17 protein-coding genes are annotated in these 17,564 nt (G+C 64.5%); 11 read left to right on the forward strand and 6 right to left on the reverse strand.

Annotation, left to right across the window (positions count from 1 at the left end):
• The coding region (locus ACWEO2_RS30830; protein ID WP_452408646.1) for a beta-ketoacyl synthase N-terminal-like domain-containing protein at positions 1-1,136 on the reverse strand (1,136 nt) is incomplete at its 3' end.
• 1,982 nt (positions 1,137-3,118) lie between these two features.
• Positions 3,119-4,051, reverse strand: a complete 933-nt coding sequence (locus ACWEO2_RS30835; protein WP_452408545.1) for a helix-turn-helix domain-containing protein — start codon at positions 4,049-4,051, stop codon at positions 3,119-3,121.
• Positions 4,052-4,265: 214 nt separating this feature from the next.
• Between ACWEO2_RS30835 and ACWEO2_RS30840 the strand changes: the two genes are divergently transcribed.
• Positions 4,266-5,324: a serine hydrolase domain-containing protein gene (locus ACWEO2_RS30840; RefSeq protein WP_452408546.1), complete on the forward strand. Its 1,059-nt coding sequence runs from the start codon at positions 4,266-4,268 to the stop codon at positions 5,322-5,324.
• Between the two features lie 293 nt (positions 5,325-5,617).
• On the opposite strand, the gene ACWEO2_RS30845 is transcribed toward ACWEO2_RS30840, so the two are convergent.
• Entirely contained in the window at positions 5,618-6,970 is a 1,353-nt protein-coding gene (locus ACWEO2_RS30845; RefSeq protein WP_452408547.1) for a TIGR03118 family protein, read from the reverse strand.
• Between the two features lie 790 nt (positions 6,971-7,760).
• Here ACWEO2_RS30845 and ACWEO2_RS30850 point away from each other — a divergent pair.
• From ACWEO2_RS30850 to ACWEO2_RS30865, 4 genes are all read left to right on the forward strand, one after another.
• The gene (locus tag ACWEO2_RS30850; RefSeq protein WP_452408548.1) at positions 7,761-8,297 is read left to right on the forward strand and encodes a hypothetical protein; all 537 of its coding nucleotides are present in this window, start codon (positions 7,761-7,763) and stop codon (positions 8,295-8,297) included.
• Positions 8,294-8,608: a type VII secretion target gene (locus tag ACWEO2_RS30855; RefSeq protein WP_452408549.1), complete on the forward strand. Its 315-nt coding sequence runs from the start codon at positions 8,294-8,296 to the stop codon at positions 8,606-8,608. Before ACWEO2_RS30850 ends, ACWEO2_RS30855 begins: the two co-directional genes overlap by 4 nt.
• Positions 8,608-9,450: a hypothetical protein gene (locus ACWEO2_RS30860; RefSeq protein WP_355188156.1), complete on the forward strand. Its 843-nt coding sequence runs from the start codon at positions 8,608-8,610 to the stop codon at positions 9,448-9,450. Before ACWEO2_RS30855 ends, ACWEO2_RS30860 begins: the two co-directional genes overlap by 1 nt.
• A 134-nt stretch (positions 9,451-9,584) precedes the next feature.
• On the forward strand, positions 9,585-9,971 hold the full coding sequence (locus tag ACWEO2_RS30865) for a hypothetical protein (protein ID WP_452408550.1): 387 nt from the start codon (positions 9,585-9,587) through the stop codon (positions 9,969-9,971).
• A gap of 53 nt (positions 9,972-10,024) precedes the next feature.
• Here ACWEO2_RS30865 and bioB read toward each other — a convergent pair whose 3' ends face one another.
• Entirely contained in the window at positions 10,025-11,041 is a 1,017-nt protein-coding gene (bioB, locus tag ACWEO2_RS30870; protein ID WP_452408551.1) for a biotin synthase BioB, read from the reverse strand.
• Positions 11,042-11,364: 323 nt separating this feature from the next.
• Positions 11,365-11,964, reverse strand: a complete 600-nt coding sequence (locus ACWEO2_RS30875) for a TetR family transcriptional regulator (RefSeq protein ID WP_452408552.1) — start codon at positions 11,962-11,964, stop codon at positions 11,365-11,367.
• 141 nt (positions 11,965-12,105) lie between these two features.
• On the opposite strand from ACWEO2_RS30875, the gene ACWEO2_RS30880 reads away from it, so the two are divergent.
• The 3 genes from ACWEO2_RS30880 (at position 12,106) to ACWEO2_RS30890 (ending at position 14,301) form a co-directional block, all read left to right on the forward strand.
• Positions 12,106-12,564, forward strand: a complete 459-nt coding sequence (locus ACWEO2_RS30880) for a nuclear transport factor 2 family protein (protein ID WP_452408553.1) — start codon at positions 12,106-12,108, stop codon at positions 12,562-12,564.
• A 716-nt stretch (positions 12,565-13,280) separates the two neighbouring features.
• Positions 13,281-13,703, forward strand: a complete 423-nt coding sequence (locus tag ACWEO2_RS30885; protein ID WP_452408554.1) for an SRPBCC family protein — start codon at positions 13,281-13,283, stop codon at positions 13,701-13,703.
• Positions 13,704-13,749: 46 nt separating this feature from the next.
• Complete coding sequence (locus ACWEO2_RS30890) at positions 13,750-14,301, forward strand: MarR family winged helix-turn-helix transcriptional regulator (RefSeq protein ID WP_452408555.1); 552 nt, start codon at positions 13,750-13,752, stop codon at positions 14,299-14,301.
• Here ACWEO2_RS30890 and ACWEO2_RS30895 read toward each other — a convergent pair.
• Entirely contained in the window at positions 14,230-14,958 is a 729-nt protein-coding gene (locus tag ACWEO2_RS30895; RefSeq protein WP_452408556.1) for a MerR family transcriptional regulator, read from the reverse strand. The two genes, ACWEO2_RS30890 and ACWEO2_RS30895, sit on opposite strands and share 72 nt — an antisense overlap.
• Positions 14,959-15,020: 62 nt before the next feature.
• Here ACWEO2_RS30895 and ACWEO2_RS30900 point away from each other — a divergent pair, with 62 nt between their 5' ends.
• The 3 genes from ACWEO2_RS30900 to ACWEO2_RS30910 all read left to right on the forward strand — a co-directional run bounded on the left by ACWEO2_RS30900 (position 15,021) and on the right by ACWEO2_RS30910 (position 17,559).
• Complete coding sequence (locus ACWEO2_RS30900; protein ID WP_452408557.1) at positions 15,021-15,485, forward strand: DUF6194 family protein; 465 nt, start codon at positions 15,021-15,023, stop codon at positions 15,483-15,485.
• A 131-nt stretch (positions 15,486-15,616) separates the two neighbouring features.
• Positions 15,617-16,150, forward strand: coding sequence for a PadR family transcriptional regulator (locus ACWEO2_RS30905; protein ID WP_452408558.1), 534 nt, complete (start codon positions 15,617-15,619; stop codon positions 16,148-16,150).
• Positions 16,150-17,559, forward strand: coding sequence for a DHA2 family efflux MFS transporter permease subunit (locus ACWEO2_RS30910; protein ID WP_452408559.1), 1,410 nt, complete (start codon positions 16,150-16,152; stop codon positions 17,557-17,559). Before ACWEO2_RS30905 ends, ACWEO2_RS30910 begins: the two co-directional genes overlap by 1 nt.
• Positions 17,560-17,564: the final 5 nt, after the last annotated feature.

The following is a 17,564-nucleotide window of genomic DNA, read 5'->3' on the forward strand; positions in this document are numbered from 1 at the left end:
CCCGCAGCCGCCTGCGAATGCCCGATATTCGACTTCAACGAACCGATCCGCAACGGCTCCGCACGGCCCTGCCCATACGCCGCGATCAACGCCTGTGCCTCGATCGGATCACCCAGCGTCGTACCGGTGCCGTGCGCCTCGACCGCGTCCACATCCGCCGGACTCAAGCCCGCGGCCTGCAATGCTGCCGCGATCACGCGCTCCTGTGACGGACCGTTCGGCGCCGACAACCCATTCGAAGCGCCGTCCTGATTCACCGCCGAACCCCGGATCACGGCAAGCACGTTGTGTCCCAACCGCTTCGCATCCGAGAGCCGCTCCAACACCAGCACACCGACACCCTCGGCCCAGCCCACACCATCGGCCGACGCCGAAAACGCCTTACACCGCCCATCCCGCGACAACCCACGCTGCCGGGAGAACTCGATGAACAGGAACGGGGTCGACATCACCGTCACCCCACCCGCCAGCACCAGCGACGTTTCCCCGCGCCGCAGCGCCTGACAGGCCAGATGGATCGCGACCAGCGACGACGAACATGCCGTATCCACCGTCACCGCAGGGCCTTCCAGACCCAACGTGTACGACACCCGGCCCGAGACGACACTGCCCGCCGAACCGGTACCGGCGTAGCCCTCGGCCACCGGACCCGCCGCTCTGGCCGTGTGCTCGTAGTCCGCGTACATCACTCCGGCCATGACGCCGGTGTCGCTGCCCCGCAGTGTCGCCGGATCGATTCCCGCGTCCTCCAACGCTTCCCACGACGCCTCCAGCAGCAACCGCTGCTGCGGATCCATCGCCGACGCCTCACGCGGACCGATACCGAAGAACCCGGCATCGAAATCCCCGACACCGCGCAGGAAGCCGCCCTCGCGCGTGTAAACCTTCCCGAACCGGTCGGGGTCGGGATCGAACAGCCCTGCCACGTCCCAACCCCGGTCCAGCGGAAACTCACCGACGGCATCCGCACCCGAGGCGACCAGATCCCACAGCTGTTCCGGCGATTCGATACCGCCCGGGTAGCGACAGCTCATGCCCACGATGGCAATCGGCTCGTCGATCTTCTCCCGCAGCTGCGTCAGATCGTCGCGCGTCGTCATGAGCTCGACAGTGACCTTTTTCAGGTACTCCAACATGCGATCGGATGAATCGCCAGTGCTTTTGTCCACGTGTCACATCCAGGTATTTCGGGGTTGACGAAGGAGCCCGGTGTCGCGAGCGGCGACACGGGCGCAGTGCGCTACCGTCAGGTTTCGGTCAGGGGTCGGTGCGGACGCGGCGACTCAACGAGTCGGCCAGCGAGAGCCAGTTCGCTGCGTAATGTCTCGTCAGCTCGGCCACCGCGGGCGCGCAGCGTGTCGGCAGACTTTCGGCCATCGATAGCCGGTCGACCGTGTCGGGTCCAGAGAACTCTCGTGTCGAGGATTCACTCCCGCAGACCGGACGGTGCCCGATACGCGACGCCCTTCGGTAGCGAGCTCTGTTACTTCCGACAGTCCGTGGTGGACGACGGCTCGAAAGCGCGTCTCAGCAGGCACGCGGTGCTCGATGGCTACCGAAACGTAGTCCATGCGAACGCTTCCCTCTACCGCGGTGAAAGGTAAGCCCGCGACGACACCGTCGGTATCAGCACACTCGACACCCGCGACCAGCGGCATACATCCCCCGCCCCGACACTGAAATCAGTACTCACTCGACATCTCTTCTCGCTAGGCCGGCCCTCGAATTGCTTCGAGTAGCCGCCGAGCAACTCGCTCAGCCAGTAGCCTGCCAGCCTTGTCGGGTTCTCGCAACCGATGGGCGATCTTTTTGTTGACGCTTCTTCTATCGGCTATATTTGGCGGGAAGATGGCCGTTGGGCAGGCCGAAAGATCTGCCGTCGTCAACCCGGAAACAGCGTCGCGCTCACACCAGGCATCAGCATCGTCGATGCAAATCCGGTTGCACTGCCAATCGTTGCAACATGAATGCACGCCGAAACGTCACTCGTCACCAGGAAGAACAGCGATCCACTCTAGGCGGCGTTGTTACCAGGCATTATCCGTCGAATCGGCGTCCATCGCCCTCTTTCGGCGCATTCTATACAACCGTTTCCGACGAACGGATGAACCTCCAGATCCAGCGCCTGGCGGGTCGAATATAATGTCGCGGTGGGAACGACCGCCACCGATGAACGCGATATTAACGCAAACATCACGATACTTTTGGAATTGTAACCGTGAGATGATCGAGCAGATCTGCAGTCATTCCGAAACGGCAATTCCATCTTGCTATCCCAGCGAATCGATAGCATATCGCCATCACCATTATTCGCCTGGTTGCCGGAACAGTACTCCGAGTACCTATTTCTGGCCCCGGCACGAATTTGATAGACTTTCGCGAACCAACTGGGGACCTCGGGCGCAGGTGCACCGATGAGCTGTCGACCGTTGTTGTATTCGGCGGCCGAGACGGGGTGATGGACGATTCCGCTCGGAGAGGGCCGGATCAGGCTCGAGACGGCGTCACGGCAGGGTCCGCGGCCTCTCATGGCGGGACGGTTTCGGACCAGTAGGCGGAGTTGTGATCATGCGGCCCCAAGCTCTGGCGGGATTCGGTGTGCGTGTGGAGGTTTCGGCCCGTGGGTGTCGAGCTTCGACCGGTATACCGGAGGCTATGACGTGGCATGTATCGAAACATCCGCCATACGAGACCGGAATATCCGCATATTCGCCAAGGCTGTGCTCGACATGGTGTGCCTCGCGCCGCCGAACCCCACTCGGAATCGCCGACGCGCTGGCCACCGGCCCCCGCGACTCACCGGTTTCGGAATCCGCCGGCCCGGCAGATGCGTTCGCGCACTGGTGAGGCCGAGGAATCCGGCTGAACGCGACTTTCCCATAGCCAGTACTTCCGGTGCTGGGCAGTCATCGCTACACCCCCACCGGCCGCGAATCCGCTATGCCCTGGTGTGGAATCCGGCCGATTCATTCGCCGCGCGATACCGCGAGATCGCCGCAGACCTGGTGGCTGCGGATCCACCACACACCCATCCGGTATTGCCTCGTGGACAGCGAGTGCGTCAGCGGCGAACGGCACCCAGACCAATCCGTCGCCCCCAGGACCTCGTCACCGCGGTCTACGACGTGTTCCCGCTGAGGCTTCGGCGCTGGGCCGTGGTGAGGCGATCGGTCCGTGCGACCACATAGTAGGCTCCGGCCTCGTTGCCGCGCACGGCGACTGGGTCCGCGAGGTCGGGGTGGCGGCGGGCGTCGTGCAGCGCCGAAGTCACCCGGTCGAGGGGCCAATCCAGCGCGGCGGCAAGCCGCTCCGGGGTGAGCGGCGTGCCCGCGTGCACGAGCGCGGCGATGACGGTGAGCGCGTGCTCGCCCGCCGCGGTATCGACGGGACCACCCGCGATATCGCGTCCGAGTCGGGCGAAGAACAGGCCCATATGTTCGAGTCGCACACCGACCGGCGTTGTCGCGCCGAAGATTTCGGCTCCGCGCTCGGCGGCCTGCGCCCACCGGTTGGTCGTGCGGGCGCTGTCGGACCATGCCTCGAACCACACCTCGTCGTCGACGACGTAGCGTTCGCGCCGCCCCTCCCGGGCACGGCGGATCACCCCGAGCCCGTCGAGGTAGGCGACGGCCTTCGAAATCGACGCGGGACTCACCCGCAACCGTTGGGCGAGTTCGGCCGCCGTTGCGCCGCCCGAATCGGTGGTGAACAGCAACGCCAGCACGCGGGCCGCCATCCGCGGTAGGCCGGAATCGACCATCAATGCCGCGAACTGTTCAGCGAATTCACGCACTGTCTCGTCGTCACGCCCGAAGGCTGCCTCCGAAAGTGGCTGCGGCGCAGTCGCTATGCGTCGGCGGGCTCGCCGTCGAGTGGCTCGCTGCGCAAGGTCGGCCCGGTAGCCGCCCGGTCCACCGTTGCGCGCCACTTCGCGGGTGACGGTCGACGTGGGTCTGCCCATCCGCCGGGCGATCTCGGCGTAATCGAGTCCGGCCGCGAGTCCGGAGGCGATATGCCTGCGGTCCTGCTCGGTCAGCCTGCCTCCGGGCATCGGTGCGTCCTTCCTTCCGGATCGGGGTCGGGTTCAGTGTGCGTTAACCCTCCCAGTCATTGCAACGAGTCGTTGCGTTTCTGGTCACCGCTATTGCAATGATTCGCGAATGATCACAGGTGAAAGGGTGTAAAGCCACTCGCGCACACTTGATGACCTGGGAAACGCGACGTAGCTTTCGTGACGGCGCGCAGACGAACGAGAAGGAATGGATATGACGAAAACGAAGGCTCCCATCGCCATCCAAGACATGCTCGATCGGGCGGTGACCGAAGGCGGTGTGCCCGGGATCCTCATAGAGGTACGCGACGGTGAACGGCAATGGTTCGGCACAGCGGGTGTCGCCGACACCGCCACCGGGCGACCGCGCCTGCCGCAGCACCGGTTTCGTATCGGCAGCACCACCAAAACCTTCGTGGCCACCATGCTGCTGCAGCTCGCGGGCGAGGGCCTCCTGAGCCTCGACGACACCGTGCACCGGTGGCTGCCGAATGTGGTGCGAGGCAACAGCAATGACGGTGACGCGATCACCGTCCGGCAGTTGCTGAACCACACCAGCGGCCTGTTCAACTACACCGACGACCGAGAAGCGTTGAACCGCTACGAAACCCACTCCCCGGCGGTACTCGTCGATATCGCTGTCGCGCACCCGCCCACCTTCACGGTGGGCATGGATTGGGGTTATAGCAACACCAACTACATCCTTGCCGGACTGCTCATCGAGGCGGCGACCGGCGCATCCTTACACGACGAGCTCCGTCGCCGCATCATCGAGCCGCTTGCCCTCACCGCGACCTCCCTGCCCCACGGCAGCGACCCCGCCATCGAGGGACCCCACTCCCGCCACTACACAAAGCTGTTCGACTCGAGCCCCGACGCCGCGATCCACGACGCGACCGAGCTGGATGTCTCCATGTTCGGCGCGGCGGGCGGCATGATCTCCACCGTCGGTGACCTGCACCGCTTCTTCGCGGCACTGCTCGGCGGCCAGCTCCTCCGCCCCGCCGAACAGGCCCAGATGTTCCGAACCGTCCCCACCAAGAATTGGATCGCGCACACCGGCTACGGCCTCGGCATCTCCTCGGTGACCCTGCCCTCCGGCGTCACGTTATGGGGTATGGGTGGCGCGCTGTTCGGTTCGTGGACGTACACATACGGCACCCGCGAGGGCCGCCACGTCCTCGTCGCCAATGTCAACGCCGACTGGGCTCACGGCGACTGGCACGATCCGATCGGGGTGTTCACCGATCTGCTCCAGGCCGAATTCGACTGACCCTGCAAATGCGGGCCTACTCGGCGTTGCGGGCCTGACCGCCGCCGCCGCTGGATACACGAGTCAGCAGTACTCCAGTACCGGCCCCTGGCAGCACCAGACCCGAATTTCCTGGCCGGGCGCGGGGGCGGTGTCGGATCAGTTCGTCGCTGCCGTGGTGCACGTACCGCAGGTGCAAAGGCTGCCACCGCTGGTGGACCCATGAACAGACCCGCCACGTTGGTGCTGCCGGAGCGGCTGATGCTGGCCCCGAGCCGGAATCGACTCGGGGCCATACATATTGACGGGGCGGACTACTTCAGACGGAGGCTGCCGAACAGGCCGTTCTTCTCGTCATCCGGGCCGGCGGTGAAGTAGAGGGCGTCGGCGTCGCCGAGGCTCTCGCCGTTGCCGAACATCAGGCCCCACAGGCCGTCGATCTCGGCGGGCTTGCCGTCGGCGTCGCGCAGGTAGTCGACGAATTTGCCGGAGGTGTCGTCGAGGGCGAGGATGTGGCCCGCGCCGCCGAAGTTGCCGATCAGGAGCTTGCCGCTGAGCGGGCCGAAGCCGGGTGGGGCGATGGTGACGGCCCAGGGGGCGTTGAGGCGGCCGTCGGCGTCGAAGGTTCGGATCAGCTTGCCGTCCTTGTCGAACTCGGCGACCTGGCCCTTCTCGGCCTTGTTGGCGGCCTTCTTCTCCTGATCCTTGTCGAGCTTGTCCTCTTCGCCCGCGCGGATCTTGGTCTTGTTGTTCTCATCGGCCTGGGTGACGGCGTAGGTGATGAAGACGCGGTTGCCGATGGTGGCCACGTTGAACGGGGCCGGGTCGCCGATCTTGACCTTCTTACCCTTCGATGCGTCGGCCGGGTCGACAGCGTCACCGGTGGCGAAGGGGTTGACGAAACCGGTGGTGGGCACCAGCTTCCAGTCCTTGTCGAAGGTGCGCACCTGCGGGTCGGAGCCGAAGTCGGCGGCCAGCAGCTTGGCGCCGGACGGGTCCAGGGCGATGCCCTTGAACTTCATGCCCTGTGCGGTGCCGTCGAATTCGAGGATGGCCGGGCCGTCGTGGCGCACGATCTCACCGCCCGCGCCCTGCTCGGTCCAGGCGGAGATCTTTCCCGAGTCGGCGGCGAAGATGAATCGCGAAGAGCCGGTGAGCTTCTGCTCCTTGCCATCGACCGTGACGGGCTGGTCCTTCACCACGAAGATGTCGGAGGTGATGGGCGCGGGGTTGAAGACAACGCCGGTGGTCTTGCCTTCGCTGTCGTCGCCGTCCTCGTCCGGAATGGAGTCCGCACCGGGGATCTTCACCAGCTTGAGCGGATCCTGGAACATCTTCTGGTACTTGGCATCCGGCGACTTGGTGACGTCACCGACGAACTGGTAGGAGTTGCCGCCCGCGCCGACCCAGAAGTGGCCGCCGGCGCCCTTCGGACGATCGGCGATGCCCCAGGCGTTGATGAAATCGGGAAAGGTGAACTGCGCCTTGTCCGCCGCCTTGTTGGAGGCGATATTTATCTGGGCGAAGTGATTGCCGTCGAGCGCCTTGACGTCGTCATCGTCCGACTTCGTATTGCTGCACGCCGCCGCGACCACCAGCGCCGCGCCGAGAGCCGACACACGCAGCAGTGTCTTACGCGTCGGCATGCTGCCAAAGCGTCCGTTCATCACAGGTCCTTCCGGCTAAACGCCCAGATGCGGCGTTAGGTGATGCTAACCATAGCCGGAAGCATCCAAAGTGTTATCAGGGGACACTAAGTTGCCGGTGATAGGTGCGTGAACACTAGGGCGGACACGAAGGTGCCGGGGCTCGGTCGCCGCAGCTGGTCTGCCCCAGTAACTGCGGCAATTCGCAGGCCGGCCCATGATCCGTGAACCCCGCCCTGGCCGTGTCGTCCGGCGGTGCCGTCAGGGTTGCTGCACCGCCAGACGGTGGCTGGTCATCGTTGGCACATCCGCATCTGGGTCGCATGCTGGGGCTCGGCACCCGCATCGGAGCGGACCGGCCTTGCATAGTGATTCTTGCTGCCCCTGCGCGAATCGCGCCTATTGCGAAATCCTTTGCCGTATACGCGAGATCTGCTGTCCCACAGCCGGTTTGTTTACAGAGCTTTCTCAGCGGCCGGTGGGCATAGCCGGCGAACTCGAGGTCTACCACACTACGGTTGCCCGTGGCGTGCCGAACCGTAGTTCAGCACCCCGGCCCGGCTGAATGCGGAGCTCCGCTCGTTGTGTGATGAACCCGGATCTGAGGGTGGAGGTTCGAAATGGAATCCGTTGCGTCCGTTGGAGCGTCCGGTTAGGGTCAGGAGTCCGCGAAACGCGGGCATACACTGCCCGTCGGGGGGTCCGCGCGTCAGGTTTGTCAGGTCTGCGGGTTGGGTAACTGCCGCGGGTCCGGTAACTGCAAGGAAGCGAACACATGTCTCATCATGTGATCGGGGCGGGGCTATTCGAGATGACTCTTGATGATGGGCGCCTTCCCGTTCAAGTCCAAGTCAGCGGGAATCTGTGGAGCCGACTCGATCCGAGCGAGGTCTCGGCCGCCGCGATGACGGGATACTGGGTGGCGGCGCTCTACCACGACGCCCCCATCACCCGCACCGGCAACTACACCGCACTCACCGCGCGCCTGCCACGGCGCGCGGAGCTGATCACCCTGCTGAACGCCAGGTCGCTCGCCGAGTACGAGGCACTGGAACGAGTGCTGTACTGGCACGAGGAATTCACGGCACACGGACCCGTAACCGACTTCGGATTCCCCTCGATGTCGGTCACCGCGGGACTCGGCCGCATCTCGGCGATCACCATCGATCCGCGCTGGGCGGCGAGGACCGAGCCGTCCTATATCGGGTACGACATCATCGCCTGCGCCGACCGGATTCGGCAGTGGCGGCCAAAGGTCCCGGACGAAGGTTCGTGGGCCCACCGCACCGATGACGAACTGGCCCAAGAGGTTCGCGAGTACTACGCATCTCTGACGAGGAACCGATGACGAACTTCCAGGTCGATCTGGCTCAACTGCGTGACACGGCGAAGGCGTGGTCGACGGCGAGCGACGATCTTACGACTGCCGTCACCAAGGCGCAGGAACTGCACGACTGCAATAAAGAAATCAGCTGGTCGGTGTTTCAGGCCGTATGGGACGCACAGGTTTCCGCCGCGCAATTCCTGCACGACAGACTGACCGAAGGCGGCGCTGAGGCCAAGTCCATCAGCAATGTGCTGAACCATATTGCCACCGTGTACGAAAATCACGACCAGGGCTGGGCGAGTCAAATAAGCAACAACGGCGGGGGAAACTGATGGGTGATAAAACACTCGATGAAATCAGTACGGTCCTGGACGATTTCTCCAAGCAAATCGAAAAGCTGAAGAACCAGCCGGCCGCGGTGGACGCCGCGTTCGACGAACTGGCATCCGATGCCGCCGCAGCGGAAGGCGGCGCCCTGTTCGGGGTCATCGGTGCCGCTGTGGGGTACGCGTACGGTTCGATGACCGGCGACGATTTCACCGGCTACATGAGCGAGCACAAGCAGGAGATCAAGGACAAGATCCAGGAACTGCTGGACAAGCTGGCGAAGGCTATTGAAGCGCTGAGAGCTCCCATCGCCCTGCTCAATACCAGCGGTGACTGGCTGAAACTGAAGTCACAGATCGGCGCCGCGCAGAACGAAGAGGTCGTCAACGGCAACCTCAGCGGGTATTGGAAGGGCAGCTCCGCGCTGAAGTACGCCGGAGCGCGCACGGTCCAGGACACGGCCATGGACACCGCGAAGTCGATCTGCGACACCCTCAACAAAAGCCTTGTTGCAGTATCCAATGCGGCGTGGACCTACTACACCGATGTCGTCAAACAGCTGGTCAGCTTTCTGACGAGTTTCGGCGCCGCGGTCGCCAAGATCGCCAGCGTCGTCTCTTTCACCGAGGGCGTGTCCAGCGCGATCGATCTCCTCAAGACGGTCATCGACAATGTGGTGACCTACATGCAGACGCTGACAACGGCATTGAAGACCGAACAGGACGCCATCAACAATATTTCCTCCGCCACGGACAACGCGAAAGGTTTCCTCGGAAACAAGTGGCCGCAAAGCGCATCGACAAAGTTCGACTCGGACTCCGAAGGAGACTCATGGCAGGCAGAATAGGGGTGCGGCTCGTACTGACCGGATCGTCGGTGGTCGCGCTCTCGAGTTGCAGCCTGCTCCCCAACTCGATTACCCACCGGGAGCCGGAAAGTACGCACACCATGCAAGACCTGTGCAACTTTCCAAAGGAGTTCGTGACCAACACGTTTCACGCTCAAAAGCTGGAGGTCAGGCCGGAGGGACCAGGTTCGCCACCCATGGACCGGAAACTCGGTCACGGCGACCTGTGCTGGCTTACCAACGTTTCCCCGGTTGTAGTCACTGCGGTTGGCATGGATTACTCGCGGACGCCCGAACACTCGAACCCTGGTACAACCAGAACGTGGACAATCGATGGTGTTCCCGTTCAGGAAGTACCATCTGATCAACATTCGTCCACCAGCACCGCAGGACCTTCTATAACGTTGAAGGCCACCATCGATCGATGGACAGGCACATTCATATTCAATTCCGACAACGAATCGACCATCAAGGCAGCAGCCGAGATGCTGGTGAATATGGTTCGCACACTGAAGAATTGATTGAGGTACCCGCGAGAAGCTGGCCCGAGCCGCACTATCGAAGGGGCATCGTTTCAGGCGTTGGCTGGCAGGTCCGTTCCGGCGCCCCGTCGACGGAGTGCCACGAGGTCGTGGCGAGGCTGTGGGAGTGTCTGCTCGTTTGCGCCTTCGACGGTGAATCCGGCATCGGTGATCATCTGGCGGTCGTCGACGCCGGGCTGGCCTTCGCTGGTCAGGTAGTCGCCCAGAAAGATCGAGTTGGCGAGGTGCAGCGCCAACGGCTGCAGGCTGCGGAGGTGGATCTCGCGACCGCCGGCAAGACGTACCTCGACGTCTGGGAAGAAGAACCGGAACAGCGCGAGGATGCGGATACAGCGCTCCGGACTAAGGTCCCACCGGTTGCCCAGTGGGGTTCCCTCGAACGGAATCAGAAAATTCACCGGCACCGAGTCCGGGTCGAGTTCGCGCAGCGCGATCGCCACATCGACGATGTCCTCATCGGATTCGCCCATGCCGAAGATCGCCCCCGAGCACGCAGACAATCCGGCCGCGCTGGCGCGCGCGAGTGTGTCCACGCGATCAGCGAAGGTGTGGGTCGTGCAGATTTCGGAGTAGCGGGCTTCAGCAGTGTTGAGGTTGTGGCTGTAGGCGTGTGCGCCCGCCGCCGCAAGCCGTTCGGCCTGCCCCTCGTTCAGCAAGCCGAGGCATGCACAGATCTCGACGTTCGGATAGTCGGCTTTGATTGCGGCGATGGTGTTTTCGATCCGAGTGATGTCGCGCTCGCCGGGTCCCCGCCCGCTGGCGACGAGGCAGACACGTTTCGCGCCCGCGCGTATCGCGTGGTCGGCGATCTGCGCTGCCTTGTCCGGTGAAATCCATGAGTACTCGAGTACCTCCGATTCCGAACCGAGGCGCTGGGAGCAGTAGCCGCAATCTTCGGGACACAAACCGCTTTTCATGTTCACGATCGTGTTCAGCTTGACTCGCATCCCGAAGAACTCACGCCGCACCCGTGAACCCGCGGCGATCACGTCGATCAGTGGTTCCGAACCCGCCAGCAGCGCCAGCGCCTCCGCCCGCGTGGGAGCCACACCGTTCGTCGTAGGTGATGTGCCGCCACTCGGTTCCGAGTTCGGCGACCACGGGCCGCCGGGGCCGGTGGGTGGCGCAGGAGCCGTCCAGCCAGACCGCGGGCCTACCGTGCCCACCAACGTCGGTAACAGTCAGCGCGGTGTTGTGCGCTGAGAGCTGCGGCACTTGCTAAGCCATTGTCGACCCCGGTCGTGGTTGGAGCATCCACTGAGACAGGGGTTTTCGTGCTGAGGAGGATCGTTGGTGGTCTGTTCATCAGATGACCGCCTGACCGTTTGGCTCGATCCGATGGAGCAGTCCGGAAGCAGCCGAAGATCTGGTATCAGCGGTCGACTGCTTCAGACAGGTAGGACATGGCTTTGCCGCATGCATCGGCAAGGGTGCCTGTCTGGTGCCCCTGCAGCCACCAAGTCGCTGCGATCCTGAGAGTGTCGCTGACGGCATGGGCGATGACCCGCGCCCGCAATTCGGCATCACGGGTCTGTTCGGTTCCCGCCAACAAGGCATCGACGAACTGCTGCTGATCGCTGCCCCACATCAGGCGAAACATTCGGGCCTGCAAGGCAGGCACCGATTGGATCAAGCGGTACGAGCGTGCGGTGCGTTCGGGATCGCCTGCGATCAGGCCGGCGAGCATTGCTCGTGTGATGAACTCGGCGTCGGATTCCCCCGGATGCCGCTGGGACAGGGCGGCGGCAGATGCAGCGCGCCCGTCGGGATTGCCGAGGATCACATCTTCCTTGGCGGGGAAGTAGCGGTAGAAGGTGCGCGGTGCGACGTCGGCCGCGGCGGCGATTTCTTCGACAGTGACTGCGTCGTAGCCCTTTTCCTCGAACAACCGTAGTGCGCAGTCCGCGATCGTGTCCTGCGTACGCCTGCGCTTGCGGGCTCTCAGGCTGGTCTCGCCGTCATCTGCCACCACGGAACCAGGGTAGCAATCTGTGGCATACGCGCAAAAAGGCACAGCTGCCTTTTGTCATTCTTGCCAAATGACACATCTGCCACATACTCTGCTTGTGTCCGACCCACCGCCGGGTCGAGCCCTGATAACAGAGAGAATCCGATGAACCACACCGAAACCCTTCGCCGACACTTCCGTGCCTACAGCGACCACGACCTCGAAACCCTGCTGGCGACACTGGCCGATAACGTGACCGTGCGGTTCCCGACCAGCCCCGAGCCCATCCGCGGCAAAGAGCAGCTGCGACCGGTGTGGGCGAGGGTGCTCGACACGGTGATCCCGGACGTACAGCAGACCGTCCAGCGCATCGTTGTCGAAGGCGACACCGCCGCAACGGAATTCACCGAGACCGGCACCGTGGTCATACCCGAGGGAGCCGCTGCTCAACTGGAGCCGGGCGGGCGACCCTATAGCCTGGACATGGTTTCGTTCTATCATTTCGACGACGAGGGCCGAATCGACCGGATCCGGTCCTACTGGGATACCGCCGATTTCGCCACCCAACTCGGCATCGACATCGCCATCATCCGCGCTCTACAGGCAAGCGCGCACAGCGCCTGATCTCCACGACTGGGGCGGCGGCCCACGGCAACGCTGCAGACGCCGCCGCGGCAGCAGGCCTGACAATCGCTGACCGGTGTCGTTAGTTCCGGGGCACTGTCAGCACGAATTCCGCGACAGAGGTCCTGTTGGGTACAGCTGCTGTCCCCTGCAGGACCTTTCGTATGCGATTACCGCACGTATGCGATTACCGCAGTCAACGGTTCCAAGGGAACTGCCGTCGGTGGGTGCGGTCGCGATCTGCGTGGGGATCAACTGCCATCTGCCGCCAGAGTTGTTCCTTCAGTGGACCTTTGGGGGATTTCGCTCGGGCCGGTCTGGTGTCGGTTCCGGCGCGGCGGCACGGCCTGCACGCGCCAGCTCGAAAACGGAAGGCGACATGACGATTCGATGGCGGGATCTCCAATGAGACTCCCACGCAGGCCTTTCGCTCAGAATTCGATCGAACTCTCCATGTCCGAGGAACTTGGGCCGACCGCTTGCAACCGCAGTCCCACTGCGAGAGGCGGACATCGGCGCGGATTCGTCTCTGCGACAAGGCAATTCCGCTCCCCTGCCATGTCTTCGACCGAGCATGCGCGTCGGCTGGGACCGCAAATACGACTGACCGACGCTGTCTCAGCGTGGGGTCGGTTGTGGCCCGATCGATGTCGCCCGGGAAGCCAATCCAAGATCAAGAGTTGACAGCCAAGATAATAAGCGCGCATACTAATTACATGACGCAGATCGCAGAAGCCACCGCCACCTCGACCGCCACCCCCGCCGCCTTCTTCGCCAAGTGGGCCGACATGGCCACCTGGCACGAGTGGAACCAGGACACCGAATGGGCCAAGCTCGACGGCAAGTTCGAGCAGGGCGCGACCGGCGTCATCAAGCCCAAGGGTGGTCCCAAGACCAAGTTCGTCGTCACCAAGCTCACCGACACCGAATTCATCGACTCGTCCAAGCTGATCGGCGCACGGCTGATCTTCGCCCACCAGGTCACCACCGACGGTGAGCGCACGACCGTCACCGTCCGTATCGCCATGGACGGTCCGCTGCGCGGGCTGTGGAACAAGATCATGGGCGGTAATCTCGCCAAGTCGCTGCCGGGCGATCTCGACGCGCTGGTCGCCGCCGCCGAGGCGGTGCTGGTATGAGCACCGAGTACCGGCTCGCCGTCGTCTCCCCCGTCATGGTCGGCCAATGGCGGCTTGGGAGATAGCTCGCAGCAGATTCGACCATGCCGATGAAAGCCTCGGTCTGTTGCTCTGGCGGGTGACCAACCGCTGGCGGGCCGCACACCGCGCAGCGCTGAGCCCTTTCGGTCTCACGCATGTCCAGTTCGTGCTGTTGGCCGCCCTGACCTGGCTCGCCGGCCGATCGGCCGGCAAGCCGGTCACCCAGCGCGACGTCGCCGACCACGCCGCCGCCGACCCCATGATGACCTCCCAGGTGCTGCGCACCCTGGAACAAAAGCGCCTCCTGGAACGCCGCGACCACCCCACCGACCGTCGCGCCAAATCCCTGATCCCCACCGAATCCGGTGCAGCCCTGGTCAACCGGGCCATCGGCGCGGTCGAAGCTTGCGACCGCGACTTCTTCGGTCCTCTCGGCGACCGCACCCCAGGCTTCACCGAAGCGCTGCGTCAGCTACACGGCAGCGACACGAGCAATGACCGATGGTCAAATCATGCACTCGAAGCGCAGGGTGAGGAGGGTGTGCAGTTCGGCAGCGGCCGTGAGCAGGGCACGTGAGCGGGATTCGATGTTCGCGTCGCGGGTGGCCAGGCGGGTCAGCACGTCGCTCCAGCGCCGGGCGTCCCGCAGTTCGGGCAGCAGCAGGCGGAGGGCGGGGATGCCGTAACCGGCGCGGCGGAGCTGGTAGATGACGCGCGCATCCCGGACGTCGGCGGGTGCGTAGGTGCGGGCGTCGCGGGTTTCGCCGCGGCCAGGGGTCACCAAACCCTCTGCGTCCCAGTGTCGCAATGTCGAGGGGCGGATGCCGAGGGCGTCGGCCAATTCGGAGATGGTCATCGAATCCGAGACGCGCACATCGGTGATCGGTTCTTCCCTGATGTTGCGCACCGCGGCCCGGGTGGCCTCGAGGTCGCGGCGCTCGGTGTCGAGTGTGGCGTGCGCGGCATCCAGGAGCGCCAGCATGACGGCGGGCGGGTCCCGGTGTGCCGCGCGCACAATGATTTTGGCCTCGACCGGCCCGACGCCCATCGCGAGAGCGTGATAGGCCCGCGCCGACACGATATGAATCTGGTGGTAGACCCGGTATCCGGTTGGGGTACGGGTCGTCGGCGGCAATACCTCGTCACGTTCGAGATTGCGGATCTGCTGGACCGAATACCCCGACAGGCGTGCGACATCGGCGGTGCGCAACGACCCGGAGTTGGGACTTCCCACTGGCTCACCTCGGCATTCGATGTCCAACCCTCCACCAGCACTTCAATACGACGATAGAACTCATGGAAATCGACGAGATCATCGAGTTCATCGAATCCCTGGGCGGCGTCCTGACACTGGCCCCCGGCCCGGGCAGCGGCTTCCCGGAGATCGCCTGGGGCGACAAGTTCTTCTACTACGCCCCGGATGGCCAGGTCCCCACCCGAACCCAGCCCTTCGCGACCATCGTGACCGGGAACTACCCCGACGACACGACCTCGAACCTGGACCGCCCCGGCGTCTTCCGCCTCAACATCAACCCCGGCCGCGACGCCTTCACCCGCCAACTCGGCCACACCCCGCGCGACACCGCCGACCACCCCACCGACGCGAGCAAACCCGACACCTGGATCCCGCACCCCATTTACGCCAGCGCCGGCTGGCTAGCGGTGGTCAACCCGGCGAGTGGAACCGAAGCGATGGCCAAAGAACTCCTGACGACCGCCCACGCTCGTGCCCGAGCCGCCTATGACCGCCGCGCCGACTGACCGGTGTAGGTGGCCACACCGTCGATTCGGGGGTTTGCACCGCTGACCACAGTTGTTGTCGTCCAGTGGAATTGGCTCTCTGTTGGCCACAACCCTATTCGTCCATTAGAACCTAGGTTAAACTGGACTATGTGTCGTATGTAGAGATCCTGGTATTGCGTCACCTCATGCGCGGGTCCGCACACGGGTACGAGCTGCGCAAGCACGTGGAGGCCAACACCGGGGTGGTGTTGAACAACAACGCGTTGTATCCGGCGTTGCGGCGATTCGAGGATGCCGGTGCGGTGACCAAGACCTCGCAACAGCAGCCGGGCCGGCCGCCGCGGCACGTCTACACGATCACCGCGGTCGGGCGGGAGTTGTTGGGCGACATGCTGGCGGAGTTGCCACCCGGGGATGCCGGGGACGACGCGGAGTTCCTGACCCGACTGTCGCAGTTCGCGATGCTCGACCCGAGCGACCGGGTGGCGGTGCTCGACGCACGTCACGCTGCGGTGCAGCAGCGCGCAGAGTTGCTGGCCGGGTTGGCGGAGCGGGGAGCGGGTGAGACATGGGGAGCTCGGGTGACCGTTGAACTGTTGCGCCGCTGCCAGGCCGAATGCGAGTGGCTCGACCAGCTTCGGACGCAGGCGATGTCGGCACCGGTCGTGCCGGAGGGCGAGTAATGTCCGCCGCCTCACCGGCGCCGGTCACGGCTGCATCGACCCCGCGGCTCGGGCCGGTCGTGCAGTACGCGCTGCTGGCCGGACCGTTGTTGTCGATGGTCGATTCCAGCATCGTCAACGTCGCGGTCGCGCCGATCGCGACAGAACTGCACGCACCTCTGCCGACGGTCGGGTGGACGATCACCGGGTATCTGCTCGCGATCGGCACCGGGCTGGCCGCAACGTCGTTTCCGGCGCGGCGATTCGGCACGCTGACCGTGTACCGGGCGAGTCTGATCGGGTTCACGCTCGCCTCGCTCGCGTGCACCTTCGCGCCGACGATCGAGCTGCTGATCGGGGCGCGGGTATGTCAAGGCATCCTTGGTGCGCCGCTGGTGCCGCTGGCAATGAGCATGCTGCTCGGCTCCGGCGACCCGACACGCTCGATGTCGCCGGCCGCCGGGATCATGTTGTTCCTCGGTCCGGCGCTGGGTCCCAGTATCGGCGGCGCCCTGATCGGGAGTCTCGGCTGGCGCGCTATCTTCGCGATCAACATTCCGATCGCCGCGTTTGCGGTGGCCGCGACGTGGCGGATTCCGGCCGGGCTGGCGCCGGGCCGCAGCGTCGGCGTCAGGTTCGACCCGCTCGGGCTCGGGTTGCTCGCCGCCGGGTTGACGTTGCTGCTCTACGGCATCAGCGGGCTCGGCACGCACTCGTGGTCGGAGCCCGCTATGTGGGTGCCTGGGGTCGGCGGTGCGATTCTGCTCGCGGTGTATGTGTGGTGGGCCGGTCGCCGTGAGTATCCCGCGCTCGATCTCGCGCTGGCCCGGCACGGTCGCGCGGTGCTGGCGTTGCTGTTGTGTGTCGCCGCGTCGGTCATCACCTACACCGCGGTGTTCCTGCTGCCGGTGTTCCTGCAAACCGCACAGGGGTATTCAGCGCTGGCCACCGGGGTGGCGATGCTGCCCCAAGGAATCGTCACCGGCATCGCCACCGTCGTCGGGCAACGGGTGCTCACGCGAGTCAGCGTCCGCGTCACCGTCCTCGGCGGATTCATCGTGCTCGCCGTCGCCAGCGTCGCGCTGCTGGGGATCGACACGCACACCCCGATCGCGGTCACCGCCGCCATCCTCGCCGCCCGTGCCGCTGCGATCGGACTGGTCATCACCCCCCTGCTGACCGTGATGCTGGCACCGATGCGCAGCGAGGAGCTCGCCGACGCCAACACGCTGTTCAACATCTGCCAACGCATCGCCGGCTCGTTCGGCGTCGGCGCCGTCGCCGTGCTCTACGCCACCACCGCCGCCCACCAGGGTCCGGTCACCGCACTGCATCACACCGCGCTTGTGCTCATCGGGCTCGCCGGCCTCGCTGCCATCGGCGCCGCACCACTACCGTCGATCCGCAACACGTCCATCACCGACCGCTGACCGGT

This window comes from Nocardia sp. NPDC004278 (genome assembly GCF_053602975.1).